Source organism: Bacillus sp. NPDC094077, assembly GCF_050279465.1.
Lineage (GTDB): Bacteria > Bacillota > Bacilli > Bacillales > Bacillaceae_G > Bacillus_A.
This window is the reverse complement of record NZ_JBNNUF010000010.1, coordinates 164,240-182,215: the sequence shown is the minus strand read 5'-3', so window position 1 is coordinate 182,215 and position 17,976 is coordinate 164,240. Positions and strand designations below refer to the sequence as shown.

The following is a 17,976-nucleotide window of genomic DNA, read 5'->3' as shown; positions in this document are numbered from 1 at the left end:
ACAGTGAAGCTTGATGAATTCTTTGTCACAGGTGACCCGATTATTTACGGTGCAGACGCTTCTATCGTTCTTGTGACATTAGCAATCCTTTTCGTACTGACAAAGTATAAAAAATGGAAATGGCTTTGGGATGAATGGTTAACCACTGTTGACCATAAAAAAATCGGAGCCATGTATATAATCTCTGCCGTTATTATGTTATTCCGTGGCGGTATGGACGGTTTAATGATCCGTGCCCAATTAACATTCCCAGATACAACATATTTAAACGCAGAACACTATAATGGAATCTTTACAACACATGGTACAGTTATGATTCTTTTCATGGCGATGCCATTCGTTATGGGATTAATGAACCTTGTAGTACCATTACAAATTGGTGCTCGTGATGTTGCATATCCGTTCTTAAATGCTTTAAGTTTCTGGTTATTCTTTATCGGAGCAATGTTATTCAACATCGCTTTCGTTATTGGTGGTTCTCCAGACGCTGGGTGGACTTCTTACTTCCCAATGGCGGGTACAGAGTTTACTCCTGGTGTAGGAAATAACTTCTACGCAATTGCATTACAGATTTCAGGTCTCGGTACGCTAATGACAGGTATTAACTTCCTTGTTACTATCTTAAAAATGCGTACACCTGGTATGAAGTTAATGAGAATGCCAATGTTTACTTGGTCAATCTTAATTACAACAATTATCATTATTTTCGCTTTCCCAGTATTAACAGTAGCTCTTGCATTAATGACATTTGACCGTCTATTTGACGCTCACTTCTTTACGATGGCGAGCGGCGGTATGCCAATGTTATGGGCCAACCTATTCTGGGTATGGGGTCACCCTGAAGTATATATCGTTATTTTACCGGCATTCGGTATTTTCTCTGAAATCATTAGTACATTCTCACGTAAACGTCTATTCGGTTACAGTGCGATGGTGTACTCAATGGTCGCAATTTCTTTACTAAGTTTCGTCGTATGGCTTCACCACTTCTTCACAATGGGTGCAGGTCCAGCCGTTAACTCGTTCTTCTCGATTTCGACAATGGCGATTTCGATTCCAACCGGTGTTAAGATCTTTAACTGGTTGTTTACACTGTATAAAGGACGTATTCGTTTTACAGTTCCAATGCTTTGGTCATTGGCATTTATTCCAAACTTCGTAGTTGGTGGAGTTACAGGGGTTATGCTTGGAATGGCAGCAGCTGATTATCAATACCATAACAGCTACTTCCTAATCGCTCACTTCCACTACGTATTAATCGCAGGTACAGTATTCGCTATGCTTGCTGGATTCACATTCTGGTATCCAAAAATGACAGGTCATATGCTAAATGAACGCCTAGGTAAATGGACATTCTGGATCTTTATGAGCGGATTTAACATCTGTTTCTTCCCAATGTACTTCTTAGGTTTAGACGGTATGACTCGTCGTATGTACACTTACTCTGCAAGTCTTGGATGGGGTTGGTTAAACCAAATCGCATCTGTCGGCGCAGTAATGATGGGTATCGGATTCGTACTTCTTTGTTACAACGTAATTTGGAGTGCACGTCACGGTGAACGTGACGTTACTGGAGATCCATGGGATGGCCGTACACTTGAATGGGCTACTCAATCTCCTGTACAACATTACAACTTCGCGAAACTTCCTGAAATTAAAGAAGCTGATGCTTTCTGGTACATGAAACAACGCGGAGAAACAGTTACACCAGCTGCAGAAGAATTAAAACCAATTCACATGCCAAGTAACTCTGGTGTGCCTATTATTGCGTCTGCATTCTTCGGTCTTGCAGGTTTTGCATTAGTATTTAGCTGGTTCTGGCTTGCAGCAATCGGCGGCGTTGGTATTTTAGCTTGCTTAATCTATCGTTCATTCGATTATGATGAAGGCTACTATATCAGTGTAGATGAAATCAAAAAAACAGAACATGTAGCATGAGAGGTGAAATGATATGGCGGCTTTAGATAAAAGCTTACCTTTGGAATATCAATCCGAACAAAGCAGATTGAATATCCTAGGATTCTGGATTTTTCTTGGGGCTGAAATTATGCTGTTCGCAACACTTTTCGCCTCTTATCTAGTACTTGCTGGTCGTACGGCAGATGGCCCAACACCAGCGCAACTGTTTGAACTTAAAACGCTTTTAATTCAAACACTACTACTTTTAACAAGTAGTTTCACATGTGGTATCGCAATTCACGAAATGCGTAAACACAACCAAAAAGCAATGCTTGGATGGTTCATCTTTACATTACTTTTAGGTGCAGGTTTCCTATTCTTCGAGATCGAAGAGTTCATTATGTACATTGGTGAAGGCGCAACAATTCAAACAAGTGCTTTCTTATCTGGATTCTTCGTTCTTCTTGGAACGCACGGAGCCCACGTAACAGGTGGTATCATTTGGGCAACTTGTGTTATCATCCAAATTTTAAAACGAGGTTTAACACCAGTTACAGCTCGTAAAGTATTCATTATCAGCTTATACTGGCATTTCCTTGATCTTGTTTGGGTCTTTATTTACACACTAGTTTACTTGAACGGGATGGTGGCGTAAATGGGTCAAAATAACAATCAAGCAAACGGGCATGCGCATAGCGGATTCCCATGGTCACACGTTTTCGGATTTATTTTATCGCTTGCACTAACGTTTCTAGCGTTATACGTGGCACTTTACACAAGCCTGCCTCTTTCAACGATCTTAACAACTATCATCATAATGGCAGTTGCGCAAGCATTATTACAATTAATTATGTTCATGCACTTAAAAGAAGGAGAAGGAAGAGTTCAAATTCTTACAATGATATACAGTTTCTTCGTTGCAGCAGCAACAGTTGGTCTTACTGTATGGATTTTCTTCTCAATGTAATTTGCATGAAAAAGACTGCTGAGATTCCTCAGCAGTCTTTTTTTATTATCTCCCCTATTACATCCACATTTCGGAATTAACAACAGAATCATGAAAAATATACTTATTATGACAAATGTTAAGAAAACTCTTTCTTTATGAAATCGAACCCATATGCGTTGCTTTTCTACCTATTATATGGCTAAATAGGTACTATATTTATTTGAAGGGAGAGAACGCAATGGAACATCATACTTCTGTTCTATCACTTATGGTTGTCGTTGCAATCGCGTTTTTCGTTCCCCTTTTGTTACAACGCTTTAAATTAAAAGCACTTCCTGTCGTTGTTGCAGAAATTATCGCAGGAATCTTTGTAGGTAAAAGTGGATTTAACATCATTGAGCCAGATATGTGGCTTCAAGTCTTATCAACACTAGGATTTATCTTCCTCATGTTTTTAAGTGGTTTAGAAATTGACTTTTCTATCTTTAAACAAAAAGGGAAAAAGAATACGACAAACGAACCGAACACATTCCAAGCAGCAAGCATTATCTTCTTATTTATTTTCATTTTATCTTATGCCCTATCATTACTATTCGTATGGCTAGGATTCGTCGACAATGCAATGTTCATGACTTTAATTATTTCAACTATTTCCTTAGGTGTTGTCGTACCAACATTAAAAGAAAATAACTTAGGAAAAACCGCAATCGGGCAAATCATTTTATTAGTCGCTGTTATTGCAGACTTAGTTACAATGATTTTACTCGCTGTATTCGTCGGATTAAATTCCGAAAGTGGCCAAAGTATGTGGCTTCTACTTCTTCTATTCGGCGCTGGTATTGTAATTTACTTTATCGCAAGACGCTTTAAAAATATTCCATACCTAGAAAGCTTAAAAGCCGGTAGTGTACAAATTGATACACGAGCTGTTTTTGCACTCATCTTAATATTAGTTGGATTATCTGAATCGGTTGGGGCAGAAAACATTTTAGGAGCCTTCTTAGCAGGTGTACTCGTATCTTTATTATCACCAAATGACGATATGGTTGAAAAACTCGATTCCATCGGATATGGTTTCTTCATCCCTATTTTCTTCGTAATGGTTGGTGTTAATTTAGAAGTATGGTCTATTTTTAAAGAGCCTTCTAGTATGCTAATGATTCCAATTTTAATTGTGGGACTCTTTATTTCAAAACTATTGCCATCACTCGTCTTACGAAAATGGTACCCACGCAATATCGTACTCGGAAGTGCTATTTTGTTAACGTCAACACTTTCTTTAGTTATTGCGGCTGCACAAATCGGTGAAAAGCTAGAGATCATTAGTCCAAGTTTATCAGCATCTCTTATTTTGAGCGCAGTTATTACTTGTATTTTTGCACCTATATTATTTAAAAAGATGTTCCCAAAAGTAGAAACACCAAAACCGAAAGTATCTATTATTGGTGCAAGCAGAATTACTCTTCCATTATCACTTGATTTAAAACGAGAAGATTATGACGTAACACTATATATGATGCGCCAAAATAAAATAAATGATGAGGAAGCAAAATCTCATGACTTCCCTATCGTGAAACTTGATGCAATCACAATCGAATCATTAACTGAGCAAACAGCATTTGATGCAGATCGCGTTGTCGTTGCAACAAGTGATGATGAACAAAACCTATTATTAGCAGAACACGCAAAAGAACTAGGTGTTGAACATGTCATTGCAAGCGTAGAAGATCCCCTTCTACAAGAAAAAGCAACGCAAGAACATATCGCCGTATTTTCAACAATTAACTCTACACGTATTTTATTACGTGCACTTATTGATAAACCTAGTCTCGTCCGCTTAATTACAACAGCAAATGAAACAGTACGTGAAGTTGAACTACGTAGTAATAAATATAATGGCGTTGCACTTCGACGTCTTCCTTTTTTGGGTGATGTACTCGTCATTCAAATTTACCGTGGTAATAAAGCATTAATACCACATGGTGATACAAAACTACAACACGGTGATACATTACTTGTAACAGGTTCAAAAGAACATATTGATACACTAAAAAGCATATTAGAATAGAAAATGCCCCTCACATAATTGAGGGGCATTTTTTCAATTTCATATGGTAAAATGTTACTATCATATATTATGAGGATGGATCACATTATGTCTATTGCAACTTTAGCTCTCTTATTATTAGCGGAAGTACTCGTCGCCATTATTCTCATCGGTGTTAGCATTGAAATTTGTAGTTATGGCTGGAAAAAATCAAATGGAATTAAATATTTTTGTCTCGTACTTTCACTTCTTCTCGGAACCGCTAGCATACTAGGACTTCTCGCTGCACCTGCATACTTCTTTTTACAACTTATAGAAAATGGACTATAAGAAAGGATGATACTATGATTATCGTGAAACATATTGATGCATCTGAAACATATTTATTTCGTCAAGCGATTTTGCGTCCCAATCAACCTTTAGAAGACTGTAAATACCCTTCCGACTACGAAACCGACACCTTCCACTTAGGTGCCTTCATAAACGATGAACTGATTAGCATCGCTTCCTTCTCAAAAGAAGTGTATCCTGATTTACAAAACGGTATCCATTATCGCTTACGAGGAATGGCAACATTGCCTAACTTTCGAAACAAACGTGCTGGAAGTTCCTTAATCCAGAAAGCGGAACAAATTTTGAAAGAGCGTAACGCAAACATTCTATGGTGTAATGGCCGAATTACTGTAACTGACTATTACAAGCGCTTAGGATTTCATGAGCATGGTGAGATCTTTGAAATTGATACTCTCGGGCTACATAAAGTTATGTATAAAGAAATATAAGAAAAGCTCTCTGCAACATGCAGAAAGCTTTTTCATTTCAACCTTCACTTTTTATTTTTTTCATATATATGTATATAAACAAACTAGGAATTAAAAAGCAAACAAACATAATAAGTCCTGTTATACTAATTTCCTTTATCGAAATACCTGGTGTTACAATGATACAAATAGCTAAAATCCCAATAACAATACCTACTGGAATGAATAATAATTTCATGAAATAACTACGAGATACTCCCCCTGTATGCTCATACACTTCCACCGAATTTTTTAAATTTAAAAAGTTAATAACTATTATCCCGCCCATAAATACCATTAATAAATCCGAAACACTTTCATATCCTGCCCCTTGCAAAACATAACGGTAAAAAACGATACTTAGTATGACAATATTTTGTAAGATAAAAGCTAGTCTAATATGTTTTAACCCCTCAATCATTAAACGTTCACCTTTCACAATCTTCACCCTATCACTCCTTTTCCTCCCAAAACAAATCATTCAATGTTTTATCTACCGCATAACAAATTTTCAAACATAAATCTAAAGAAGGATTATATTTTCCCTTCTCAATTAAACTAATCGTTTGTCTTGTAACGCCTACTTTTTCTGCTAATTGTTGCTGTGTTAAATCTAACTGAACACGCGCGACTTTTATTTTACTTACAGCCATTCATGTTCCTCCTTCACCATAATTGTAACATATATATTCCATTAAGTAATTTATATTTTACGAAATCACTTTGATTTTCACCTTATCCCGCATGAACAGGCAGTAAACGCCCGATTGGTGAGGGCTGATAATCAGTGGGGATGAACCCCCCCACTGATTATAGTTTCACTTTATTATACACAAAAAAGGAGCCTCTAATAAGAAGCCCCTCTCCTAATATATTATAAGAATAAATGACATCCAAATAAAATTGTAAATAAGTATAGTAACGGATGTACTTCCATTCCCTTCCCTTTCACAATCTTTAAAACTGGATACACTAAAAATCCGATTGCAATTCCATTCGCAATACTAGACGTTAACGGAATACCTATGAAAATTAAAAATGCTGGTAATGCATCTTCAAACTCGCTCCAATTAATATCACGAATGCTTTGCGCCATTAAACTACCTACAATAATTAATGAAGGAGCTGTAATAGCAGCTACACTTGATAAAGATGCAATAACAGGACTGAAAAATGCCGTTATAATCGTTAGTCCAACAACTACAATACCTGTTAATCCAGTTTTACCACCTGCAGCAATACCAGCTGACGATTCAATCGTCGCTGCTGTTGGGCTTGTTCCAAAGATAGAACCTGTCGTTCCACCAATTGCATCTGCAATAAACGCTTTACCAAAGCGCTTCTCTGTATTATCTGTAATTAAACCTGCTTGTTTAATTAAACCGAGTAATGCACCTGTTGTATCAAATAAAAGTACAAGTAAAAATGAAAATACAACACCATATAATCCGTACTGAATTACATCTGAAAATGCATTGATTGGATTTGAAACGATAATACCCTCTGGTAAATGAGGCATCGCTACAATTTTGTCCTCAAACTTCAGTTGCCCCGTAAAGAAGGCGATAACTCCTGTCACAATCATACTAATAAATAATGCACCACTCACACGTAATGTCATTAATACCGCCGCTAAAATTAAACCAATTAAAGTTAAAATAACGGCTGGAGAATGAAAATCACCAATCGTAACTAAGTTAGATGGATGATCAACGATAATTCCAGATAGGCGTAATCCAATAAAAGCAATAAATAGTCCAATTCCACCTGCAATTGCATGTTTTAAACTGTCAGGAATTGCGACAATTAGCTTTTGCCTAAATGAAGTGAAAGATAATAAAAGAAAAATGATACCTGTTACAAATACTGCCGAAAACGCAATGACATATGTAATCCCCTCTGCCTGTTGAACAACAGAATAAGCAAAATATGCATTCATCCCCATAGCTGGAGCAATAACAATTGGATAGTTAGCTAAAAACGACATACATAGCGTCCCAATAACTGTCGCAATAATAGTTGCCGTAAACGCTTGATCAAATGGTACACCTGCATCAGATAATATTTTCGGATTGATGACAAGAATATACGCAAATGTAAAAAAAGTTGTGATGCCAGCTAAAAGCTCTTGCTTCACAGAAGTGTTATATTTTTGTAATTGAAACATGGTTATGTACCCTTCCTACACCTGAATTATTATCACACATTCTTTTCTTACTAGTATGTGAGAAAATATAATACTTAATCTTAACAATCAATAAAAAGAAGAGTCAATATATTCACTAATAGTTCGAATTTTAAGTTTAAGTCTGACAAGTACAGATGTAGTACAGTTCATTGCGATTATTTTTGTAGCATAACAGAAAGAAATGTTTTATAATTTGAAATAGTTAAATATTTAGTAAACGCATTCAAATATCGTTCACTCTACAAGGAGGATTCTTCTTATGCAGCACACAAACAAATCTGGAACTTTAAATCGAGGTTTAAAAGAACGACATATTACTTTAATGTCACTTGGTTCAGCTATTGGCGTTGGGCTATTTTTAGGATCTGCTTCCGCTATTAAACTAGCTGGTCCTTCCATTTTACTAGGTTATATGATTGCTGGACTCGTTATTTTTTTCATTATGCGAGCGCTCGGAGAAATGGCAATTGAGCAACCGGTTGCCGGCTCTTTTAGTAAATATGCTTATGATTATATCGGCCCACTAGCTGGCTATATTACTGGCTGGAACTACTGGTTCTTATGGGTTGTTACTTGTATGGCTGAAATTACAGCAGCAGGTATTTACATGCAGTACTGGTTCCCAGATATCCCGCGCTGGACTTGGGCATTATTAGCTCTATTATTAATGAGCGCTTTTAACTTTTTATCAGTAAAAGTATTTGGAGAACTTGAATTTTGGTTTGCTCTCATCAAAATTATCACAATTATCTGTATGATAGTAGTTGGAGCTGGAATTATTTTATTCGGATTCGGAAACGGTGGTATCGCTACTGGTATTTCAAACCTTTGGTCACATGGTGGCTGGTTCCCAAATGGATTTTCTGGATTACTACTCTCCTTGCAAATGGTATTATTCGCTTATTTAGGCGTTGAACTAATCGGTGTTACAGCTGGTGAAGCTCAAAATCCGAAGAAAACACTCGCAAAAGCAATTGATAACGTGTTTTGGAGAATATTACTGTTCTACGTTGGGGCTCTATTCGTTATGATGGCAATTTATCCATGGAACGAACTTGGTGAGAAAGGAAGTCCATTCGTATTAACATTCCAGCAAATCGGTATTGCAAAAGCAGCAGGTATTATTAACTTTGTCGTATTAACAGCAGCTCTTTCTTCTTGTAACGGCGGTTTATTTAGTACAGGCCGTATGCTATATACATTAGCTCAGCAAAAGAAAGCACCTGAAAGATTCGGTCGTTTAAATAAAAATGGTATTCCAAGCCAAGGGATTGTAGCGACTACGATTGTTTTACTCGTTGGTGTTATATTAAACTATCTTGTTCCTGCAAAGGTATTTACATGGCTCACTAGTATTTCAACTTTCGGAGCAATTTGGACTTGGGGTATTATATTAGTCGCTCAAATTAAATTCCGTAAAAGTTTGCCTACGCAAAACAAACAAAAGTTATCTTATAAAATGCCTTTATACCCATTAAGTTCATATTTCTCACTCGCTTTCCTTGCATTAGTATTAGGTATAATGGCGTATTCAGAAGATACACGAATCGCATTAATCGTCGGTCCAATTTGGCTTATCGGCTTAGCTATCGTGTATTACACGAAAGGGTTTCATAAAGTAGATGAAACACCTAATTCAAAAATTAGTTAAACATGCTATCCCTTCCTTATTAATTGGAAGGGATTCTTTATTGTCTACACAAATATTTCTCAACAAAATTCACGGTATTTTTACAATTTTTTAATATTTTTTACGTTTTCTGTCTTTATTTTTTCAGAAAAATAAATTACATTATTAGAGCACATATATTTATTATTAGGGGGATTCTTCTATGAAGAATAAAAAATGGATTACATTTTCTTTAGCAACAGCAATCACACTGAGTATAGGGACTTCGTTCATACCATCTACTTATGCCGAAAGCTCTGTAGACCCTGCTCCTGAAATTGCTGCAAAAGTTGTAAATCAAAACAATGGGAAGAAAGTATTATTCGATAATACACACGGGCAAACTGCCGGGACAGCTGATTGGGTTATTGATGGCGGCTTTTCTGATTTTGGAAACGGCATTGCCCAAAACGGATATCATGTAAAAGAACTTCGTAAATCAACACCTATTACATACGACGACTTAAAAAATTACAACGTGTTTATCATTCCAGAGGCAAATATTCCTTACAAAAAATCTGAACAAGATGCAATGTTACAATACGTGAAAAACGGTGGCAGTATTTTCTTCATTGCCGATCACTATAATGCAGATCGTAATAAAAACCGTTGGGACTCTTCAGAAGTGTTCAATGGATATAGACGTGGTGCATGGGATAATCCAGCAAAAGGAATGTCTAGCGATGAAGCAAATTCACAAGCTATGCAAGGAGTGGAAAGCTCTGATTGGCTATCCGATAATTTCGGTATTCGCTTCCGCTACAATGCACTTGGTGATGTTTCTGCTAAAAATATTGTCTCACCTGAACAATCATTCGGAATTACAAATGGCGTTTCATCTGTCGCAATGCATGCTGGCTCTACACTTGCGATTACAAATCCTAAACTAGCAAAAGGTCTTGTTTATCTTCCAGAAAATCCAGCAAAATGGAATAACGCTGTTGATAGCGGTGTTTATAACGGCGGTGGTGTTGCAGAAGGACCTTATGCTGCTATTGCAAAAGTTGGTCTTGGGAAAGCTGCATTTATTGGTGACTCTTCTCCTGTTGAAGACGCATCTCCAAAATATGTACGTGAAGATTCAGGGCAATCAAAGAAAACATATGATGGATATAAAGAAGAAAACGATGCTGTTTTACTAGAAAATATCGTAAATTGGTTGGCTAAACAAGAAACTTATACTAGCTTAGATCAAGTTAACGGTTTACAGCTTGATGCACCTACAGCTCTACAAACATTCGAACAACCAAGTTTATCAACAGAACCACAACCAGAACCTTGGAGTGCACCAAACGCAGGTTACCAATGGTTTAATACAAATACATTTAAACCTGGTTCATACGGATATAACGGCGCCGTAACAGCAAGCGATTATGTGATTACACGCCCTAGCATTCTACCAAACAATGAAGTGTTCCAAATAAAGATTCAAGTAAATAACTTATTACCAAACACAACATACAATAATTACTCTTTAGGTATATTCACTACTGGCGGGACACAAATAGCAAAAGTTCAAAATACAAACGGCACTTGGCCATCTACTTTCGGTTATAGCAGTGCATTCTCTTTCACAACAAACAGCTTAGGTTCTGCCGAGAAAATTGTGAACGTACAAATCGATCCAAATACAATTGGACAAGCAACGCTTCGTCTACGCCAAAATACAACAGCGAAATATAATGAATCTGTAACGATTAATAAAAAATAATGAAAAAGGCAATCCGCATACGGATTGCCTTCTTTTCACTTCTCTTCTTTTGAGAAAAACATTCTTGAAATAACGATACCTATACTACCTACAATTAGGAACAACACTGCTCGAATCATCATCGACACTTCTGGTAAATCCAGAAGGAATAGCTTTCCTATCGTTACTGCTAAAACGACTAAGCCGGCATACAATATTTCATTCATATTTTTGTTCCGTCCAAGCCAAACTGCAAATAATGCATATACCATCCATAATAACGATACAGATACGCTTATTATACTTCCATCTGTAGAAAGAACTTCACCGACTCTAGTAATTGCAATGAATACAATGATCATAAACCAATAGAGCGCTATAGAGTACACATATTTACCAAAATTCGCTAACACTTCTTTCGCTTGTCTCATGCAATAATAGAACGTTCCTATTAAAATAATATGAGCAACAAATCCCGCTGAAATAAATTGATCAAATGGGCTGAAAATCGTCTGTATCATTCCAATCGCGTAAATCGTTGCACTAACATATAATTTTATCTGTTGTTTTCCTTTAATAGAAGTAACCATACCAAGGAACCCTTGTAACAACAATACAATTGCTGCATTCACTAAACTATACTCGTATAAAATGGCTAAACTGAATGACCCCATCGCAAAACCAAATAAAAGATTTGTAAACACAGACTGTTTATTCTTCCTATATTCAAATCCGAACATAACAGCATGCACGAATGCACTTATAAGTAATCCCCATGTTGTAAAATCATGTATTTTTGCAATAGATAAAATAAAGAAAACTGCATTCGCACTAAATATCGCCAAGCGTGGTTCTGATATAAAACTTCTCTCCGTAAACATATGCCAAAATAATAGTAAATGAATCAAACCATAAACAAACGTTAATTGTATTTGCAAATTCTCTACTAACATTGTCATAACAGCAAAGAAGACAAAAAGAACAATAGCAGCAACAACATAAGAAATCATATATAAGTACTTATAACGATTTTTCAACGCATACCATAATAAACTAAGCGTTAATATCGTCTCATATCCAAAGAAAATATAAGGATTAGGAGTCGTACTATTTAACAAGAACGGCACGAAGAAAGCCCCTACCGCTACAAAGATAGTGAGGTATTCCGATTGATACCTTTTCGCTAAATAAATACCTAAAATAACCCATGCAATATTACAGATAAACGCGGCACTTGCTGGAATAAATCCATATAAATAATGTGCTGCAAACGTCGTTAAAACAATACCCGTAATACTGCCTCCTGCTAATACTAACCCTAACGCTTGCCGCTCTTTTTTAATTTGTATATCTCCTATATAATACAAACCGATAGATAGCGCTATACCAAACACAATTCGTATCGCTGGTGTTAATAATCCAGCATCTACCCCTGCTTTAAATAGCCAGATTACTCCAAGTAACATAATACCGACAAATATACGTGGTAACCATGTTTGACAAAATTTTATAATATTAAATGGTTCTGGTTTAAAAGCAGCTATATCTACTTGTTTTACCTCAAGTTCTTGCATAGACTCTTTTATCGTAACTACATCTTCTTGTAGCTTTTCCTCCATTACCGTTTCAATATATTCTTTCTTTTCCCTACTAACATGTTGCTGAGCGTTTTCTACTTCTATTTCCCTTTGTTTTTCTTTCAACTCAAAAAGTGCTTCTTGAATCGTTTCAATTGCAGTTTCGAGTGCCTCTATTTTCTTATTTAAATCCTCCTTCATACGCTCCCCCCTCATCATTTATTCGAAACCTATATATTACCAATTACCTTTATCATACTCTTAGTCTATTCATTTTCAATAGTATTTTTCCAAAAAAGAAAGGGTGTTTTCCCATTATGGAGAACACCCTTTCACTTATTTGTCCTTATTTATCATGCTACTAACGATTACACCAATACACACACCTACAAGAGCTGGAATGATCCATCCTACACCTTCTGTATAAAACGGAATATACTTCAATATTGGCGTCCACTGATTCATCATCACATTTTTATTCAAAATATCGATTGCACTAAATACCGCTACAATCACAATTGTAACAGGATATATGCATACATACTTTCCAATATACTTATGGAATAATCCTAAAATAATAAGAGTTAGTGCAACTGGATAAATAAATCCAAGAATCGGTACCGAGACTTTTAAAATTTGTGTTAATCCTAAATTAGCAAGAACCATACTAATACAGCTCAATATAAACGCCCAAACTTTATAAGATACTTTCGGAAATACACTCGTAAAAAATTGACTACAAGACGTAACAAGTCCAATTGAAACACATAAACACGCAATAGTAAAAATAAGACCTAATAAAACGACTCCGCCTTGTCCAAATAATGTAGTCATCACTTGTGCTAACACCTTCGCACCATTATCAAATGTGCCTAACGAACCACTAATTGAACCAACATATCCAAGAATGACATAAATAATAGATAATAAAAGACCTGCACCAATACCAGCAATGCTCATATATTTCGCTAAACCTTTATCATCTTCAATACCTTTTGTGCGAAGAGTATTTGCAATAACAATTCCAAAAATCAAGGCTGCTAAAGCATCCATCGTTAAATATCCATCTAAAAAGCCTTGGAACATCGGAGCTTGTCCATAATTTCCTACAGGCTCTTTCAAATTCCCTACTGGTGTAAACATACTTTTTATAAAAATAAGTGCAATCATACATAATAATAAAGGCGTTAACACCTTTCCAAACAAGCCCATTAATTTAGATGGTGATAAACTTAACCAGTACACAATACTAAAGAAAATAACTGTGTAAAACAATAAAACCACACTACCCGCTTCTGGGAATAACTGCCCTGGTCCCATTTCAAATGCTAAACTTCCTGCACGTGGTATACCAAGCCCTGGTCCAATAAACAAGTACACAATACACGGAAAAATAATTGCAAATGAAGGATGAACTCTACCCGCTAACGTTTGAAAACTTCCTGCTTTTGCAATAGCGATAACCCCTAATATCGGAAGACCTGTTGCTGATATAATAAATCCTACTAATGAAATCCACACATGTTCTCCTGCTTCATATCCAAGAAAAGGCGGAAATATAAGATTCCCCGCACCAAAGAACATAGAGAATAACATAAGGCTAATAAGTAAAATTTCTTTTTTCTGTAACAATTTCATCTCTTTCTCCTTCTTCAATTTCATCTCTTGTGAAATCAATTCCATAAATAAAAAAGCGCGATAATCCGCTTCCTTATAAAGAAAACATAGTCCATAGTCTAACATAAAAGAAACATCCATTCTATAGCTATTTCCCTTTTCCAATTTCTTCTGAAAAATCAACCTTTATTGACTTATAATAGTTAATAAAGTAAAATATTAAATGTACAAAATTATTAACTTTGTTTTTGTTTGTGTCAGGAGGAAAATAACATGGAATCAGCGATACAACTAGAAAAAGAACAACAGAGAAAAAAGAAACATCCTCCGGGTTTATACTTACTCTTCTTTACAGAAATGTGGGAAAGATTTAGTTACTATGGATTACGAGGATTATTAACACTATATTTAACAACAGCTTTAGTAAGCGGTGGTCTTGGGTTTAGTCCCGCATGGGCACTCTCTATTTACGGGTTTTATACTGGAGCTTGTTATTTCACCCCATTAATTGGTGGATACTTAACAGACCGTTTCCTAGGTAGACGGAAAGCCATCACAATTGGCGGTATAACAATGGCAATCGGTAACCTTGCACTATTTGCCTTGCAAAACCAAGTCGGTCTATACCTCGGATTAGCGCTTATTATTATCGGTAACGGATTCTTCAAACCGAATATCTCTACACTTGTCGGAGAGTTATATGAAGAGCACGATCCAAAACGTGATAGTGCATTTACAATTTTCTATATGGGTATTAACGTCGGTTCATTCTTAGCTCCACTCGTTTGCGGATTTTTATCAGAAAATTTATTCAAAACAACGGTGGATGGCGTTGTTCATTACGGATTCCGTTACGGTTTCTTAGCCGCTTCAATCGGAATGATCATTGGACAAATTTTATTTACAACACTATCTAATCGCTTCCTTGGTGATATCGGCAAAAAGCCATCTCGCGATTTACAAACAGCAGCTGGACAACAAACAGTAGGAAATACACCGTTAACAAAAAAAGAAAAACAACATACAGCAGTTATCGTCATTTTAACGTGCTTCGTTGTCTTCTTCTGGGCTGGTTTTGAACAAGCCGGTAGTTCATTAACATTATATACAAATAAATTCGTTGACCGCTCTGTATTCGGATGGGAAGTACCAACGTCTTGGTTCCAATCGGTCAATCCATTATTTATTATTCTACTTGCGCCAGCCATTTCAGCATTATGGGCTAAACTTGCAACTCGCAAGCGCGGAGATTTAAAAATCCCAACCAAAATGGGACTTGGTATGATCTTACTCGGTATCGGTTATATCGTACTTGTTATCGCTACATTAAAAACGGGTAGTGACGAACATAACATTACGGAAAAAGCAAACTTACTATTTATCGTCTTTACGTATCTTTTCCATACGCTAGGTGAGCTATTCTTATCACCTGTCGGACTATCGATGGTTAGTGCTCTCGCTCCAGTAAAACTAGCATCTTTACTAATGGGTGTATGGCTAGCAAGTTCAGGTATTGCCAACGTTTTAGGCGGACAACTAGCAAGCTTCACAACTTCACTTGGGTATTCTGAAGTATTTACCGTTATTGGTGCTGTAGCGATCGTATTAGGTTGTGTTTTACTATTAATTTCTAAGAAATTAGTGAAATGGATGGACTAAAAAAGATGAGGAGAAATTCCTCATCTTTTTTATGCATTCTTCCCTTTTTCTATTGCTTGCTCGTACAGCTCTTTATGTTCTTTATATTCACTTGGCACGAAACTCTTATAGAAGAACGAAAGCCAGCTGTCGCCTTTTTTATATCCTTCTTCTCGAATTTCCGCTGCTTTTTTATTCGATTTAAATCCTTCAATAAACCATTTCTTTAACGATTCATTCTTTTCATATTTAGTAGGAACCTTTAAATCATAATTTTCAAATGCATATTTATATCCAGCCTTTTCTGCAGATTTTTTTGCAGACTTATACCCTTTTTCGTACGCTGTTTCATATGCTTTCACATATACATCTTTCTCACTATTTCCAGGTTTCTTTTCAGCTAATTCTTTCCCAGCCTTTTCCCCTAATTCAGCTTGTTCTTTTTCAATTTTTTCTGTTCTTTCTTTATTTCCTACGTTGAAACCTTCCGCAAAGTTTTGCTTAAACTCCGGAGCAATTTGACTATCGTCCATCGTCTCTTGCGCTAAACCTTGTTCTTTCCCTTTTTCAACATGCGTTTTCTTCTGCTCCTCTAAAGACCAAGCTGCAGCATAAGCAGTTGTAAATGCTTTTTTATATGTATCCGACTTTCCAGCTAAACGCGCTTCTGCATTGTTTTTCCCTGCTTTGAAATCAGTCTCTCCATTTTTTTGCCCTTCAAGTTGCCCTTTTTCCATATCAGCTTGGCGCTGCGCTTCCTCTCGCTTACGTGCCTCTTCTGCTTTTCTTTGCTCCTCAGCTACACGTTGACGCTCTTCTTCAGCTTTACGCTGTGCTTCTGTAGCACGTTGTTTTTCAGCCTCAGCATTGCGCTGTGCTTCTGCTTGTCTTTCAGCTTCCACAGCACCATTATTATTTTGGCTAGGAGCTGGACTCGTTGCGCCACTACTAGAAGCTGGTTTATTGTGATAATGATATTCTCCGTACTGTAATCCCCATTTTTCACAATTTGTACGACACGTATGTCCACCATTAGCATCTGTACGCCCTGGATGCGCATAAGCTAAAATTGGAGCTACGAATAACGCTACACTTGTTGTTAAAAGAAGTTTCTTCACCTGTTGTCTCACTCTTGTTCCTCCCAAAATCTAGAATTCTAACTTTATTATACATAAATAGAAGAATACTTAAATACCAACTAAAATATTCTATTATTTCTCAATATTAGTAAAAAAGAAGGTCAACTCTTTAAAGAATTGACCTTCTTTTTTATTTCTTCGCCTTCGTTCCTACTAAATCACCAGCAACAACATAACGCTTAGAATTATCTTTCACAGATACACATGTAATCAGCGTTATCTCATCTTTTCCATGATCCTCTACAACTTCCCACTTATCAGGAGTTACTTCAGATACACTAGTAACAGCATACTCATATTCGTTTTCATTATCATACAAATAAATTTTATCGCCTTTTTTCAAAGATGATATATCACTAAATAAAACACCCTTTTTAGACATGTTATGTCCAGCTAGTGCGTAATTTCCTTTTCCCATGACTTGATTTTCTTTTACAGTCGCTGCACCTGATAATAGGTTTTTTTCAGTAGAAGCTTTTAAAACAGGAAGTTCTACTGAAACACTTGGAATCGAAATACGACCGATTACTTGTTTCTTATCTAATGATGCATTCGCTACTTCTGCCAAGTCTGGTTGATTAATTTTCGAAGCATCTACAAACTCCGTATCATGCTTTTCATAATTCATCTTTTGAACAGCTTGTACATTTTCAGTCTGTTTCTTTTCCGCCTGATATCCATCATAAAATGGCTTTCCGATTAAAACACCACCTACAACAAATAGAAGGATTGCTACTATACTATAAATTCTTTGCTTATTCAT

Annotated in this window: 16 protein-coding genes; 9 read left to right on the top strand and 7 right to left on the bottom strand. The window is 36.3% G+C overall.

The annotated features are described in order from the left end of the window. Positions 1-3 precede the first annotated feature (3 nt). From qoxB to ACQKNR_RS21780, 6 genes are all read left to right on the top strand, one after another. Positions 4-1,938 (top strand): cytochrome aa3 quinol oxidase subunit I, encoded by a 1,935-nt coding sequence (gene qoxB, locus ACQKNR_RS21805; RefSeq protein ID WP_427320509.1) that lies wholly within the window; start codon positions 4-6, stop codon positions 1,936-1,938. Between the two features lie 13 nt (positions 1,939-1,951). Further along, positions 1,952-2,554, top strand: a complete 603-nt coding sequence (gene qoxC, locus ACQKNR_RS21800) for a cytochrome aa3 quinol oxidase subunit III (protein WP_016111837.1) — start codon at positions 1,952-1,954, stop codon at positions 2,552-2,554. After that, positions 2,555-2,866 (top strand): cytochrome aa3 quinol oxidase subunit IV, encoded by a 312-nt coding sequence (qoxD, locus tag ACQKNR_RS21795; protein WP_427320507.1) that lies wholly within the window; start codon positions 2,555-2,557, stop codon positions 2,864-2,866. Positions 2,867-3,086: 220 nt separating this feature from the next. Continuing rightward, the gene (locus ACQKNR_RS21790; protein ID WP_427320505.1) at positions 3,087-4,916 is read left to right on the top strand and encodes a monovalent cation:proton antiporter family protein; all 1,830 of its coding nucleotides are present in this window, start codon (positions 3,087-3,089) and stop codon (positions 4,914-4,916) included. Positions 4,917-4,967: 51 nt separating this feature from the next. Continuing rightward, positions 4,968-5,225 carry a DUF4022 family protein gene (locus tag ACQKNR_RS21785; protein WP_427320503.1) on the top strand — a complete coding sequence of 86 codons (258 nt, stop codon included), beginning with the start codon at positions 4,968-4,970 and terminating at the stop codon, positions 5,223-5,225. Between the two features lie 14 nt (positions 5,226-5,239). Beyond that, the gene (locus ACQKNR_RS21780; protein WP_427320501.1) at positions 5,240-5,677 is read left to right on the top strand and encodes a GNAT family N-acetyltransferase; all 438 of its coding nucleotides are present in this window, start codon (positions 5,240-5,242) and stop codon (positions 5,675-5,677) included. 37 nt (positions 5,678-5,714) lie between these two features. Here ACQKNR_RS21780 and ACQKNR_RS21775 read toward each other — a convergent pair whose 3' ends face one another. From ACQKNR_RS21775 to ACQKNR_RS21765, 3 genes are all read right to left on the bottom strand, one after another. Next, the gene (locus ACQKNR_RS21775; protein WP_427320499.1) at positions 5,715-6,143 is read right to left on the bottom strand and encodes a hypothetical protein; all 429 of its coding nucleotides are present in this window, start codon (positions 6,141-6,143) and stop codon (positions 5,715-5,717) included. A 4-nt stretch (positions 6,144-6,147) separates the two neighbouring features. Beyond that, a complete protein-coding gene (locus tag ACQKNR_RS21770; protein ID WP_000301182.1) occupies positions 6,148-6,348 on the bottom strand; it encodes a helix-turn-helix transcriptional regulator in 201 nt (66 codons plus the stop codon). Between the two features lie 221 nt (positions 6,349-6,569). Next, positions 6,570-7,862 carry an NCS2 family permease gene (locus ACQKNR_RS21765; protein WP_427320497.1) on the bottom strand — a complete coding sequence of 431 codons (1,293 nt, stop codon included), beginning with the start codon at positions 7,860-7,862 and terminating at the stop codon, positions 6,570-6,572. Positions 7,863-8,142: 280 nt separating this feature from the next. Here ACQKNR_RS21765 and ACQKNR_RS21760 point away from each other — a divergent pair, with 280 nt between their 5' ends. Next, entirely contained in the window at positions 8,143-9,534 is a 1,392-nt protein-coding gene (locus ACQKNR_RS21760) for an amino acid permease (RefSeq protein WP_427320495.1), read from the top strand. A 181-nt stretch (positions 9,535-9,715) separates the two neighbouring features. Further along, complete coding sequence (locus ACQKNR_RS21755) at positions 9,716-11,263, top strand: DNA-binding protein (RefSeq protein ID WP_427320493.1); 1,548 nt, start codon at positions 9,716-9,718, stop codon at positions 11,261-11,263. Between the two features lie 35 nt (positions 11,264-11,298). On the opposite strand, the gene ACQKNR_RS21750 is transcribed toward ACQKNR_RS21755, so the two are convergent. Both ACQKNR_RS21750 and brnQ1 read right to left on the bottom strand, forming a co-directional pair. Beyond that, on the bottom strand, positions 11,299-13,020 hold the full coding sequence (locus tag ACQKNR_RS21750; protein ID WP_427320491.1) for a DUF2339 domain-containing protein: 1,722 nt from the start codon (positions 13,018-13,020) through the stop codon (positions 11,299-11,301). A 135-nt stretch (positions 13,021-13,155) separates the two neighbouring features. After that, positions 13,156-14,457 carry a branched-chain amino acid transport system II carrier protein BrnQ1 gene (gene brnQ1, locus ACQKNR_RS21745; protein WP_427320489.1) on the bottom strand — a complete coding sequence of 434 codons (1,302 nt, stop codon included), beginning with the start codon at positions 14,455-14,457 and terminating at the stop codon, positions 13,156-13,158. 252 nt (positions 14,458-14,709) lie between these two features. Between brnQ1 and ACQKNR_RS21740 the strand changes: the two genes are divergently transcribed. After that, complete coding sequence (locus tag ACQKNR_RS21740; RefSeq protein ID WP_427320487.1) at positions 14,710-16,095, top strand: peptide MFS transporter; 1,386 nt, start codon at positions 14,710-14,712, stop codon at positions 16,093-16,095. Positions 16,096-16,124: 29 nt separating this feature from the next. Here ACQKNR_RS21740 and ACQKNR_RS21735 read toward each other — a convergent pair whose 3' ends face one another. Together ACQKNR_RS21735 and ACQKNR_RS21730 are read right to left on the bottom strand one after the other, a co-directional pair. Then, on the bottom strand, positions 16,125-17,204 hold the full coding sequence (locus ACQKNR_RS21735; RefSeq protein WP_427320485.1) for a YHYH domain-containing protein: 1,080 nt from the start codon (positions 17,202-17,204) through the stop codon (positions 16,125-16,127). Between the two features lie 139 nt (positions 17,205-17,343). Further along, positions 17,344-17,976 (bottom strand): class A sortase, encoded by a 633-nt coding sequence (locus tag ACQKNR_RS21730; RefSeq protein ID WP_427320483.1) that lies wholly within the window; start codon positions 17,974-17,976, stop codon positions 17,344-17,346.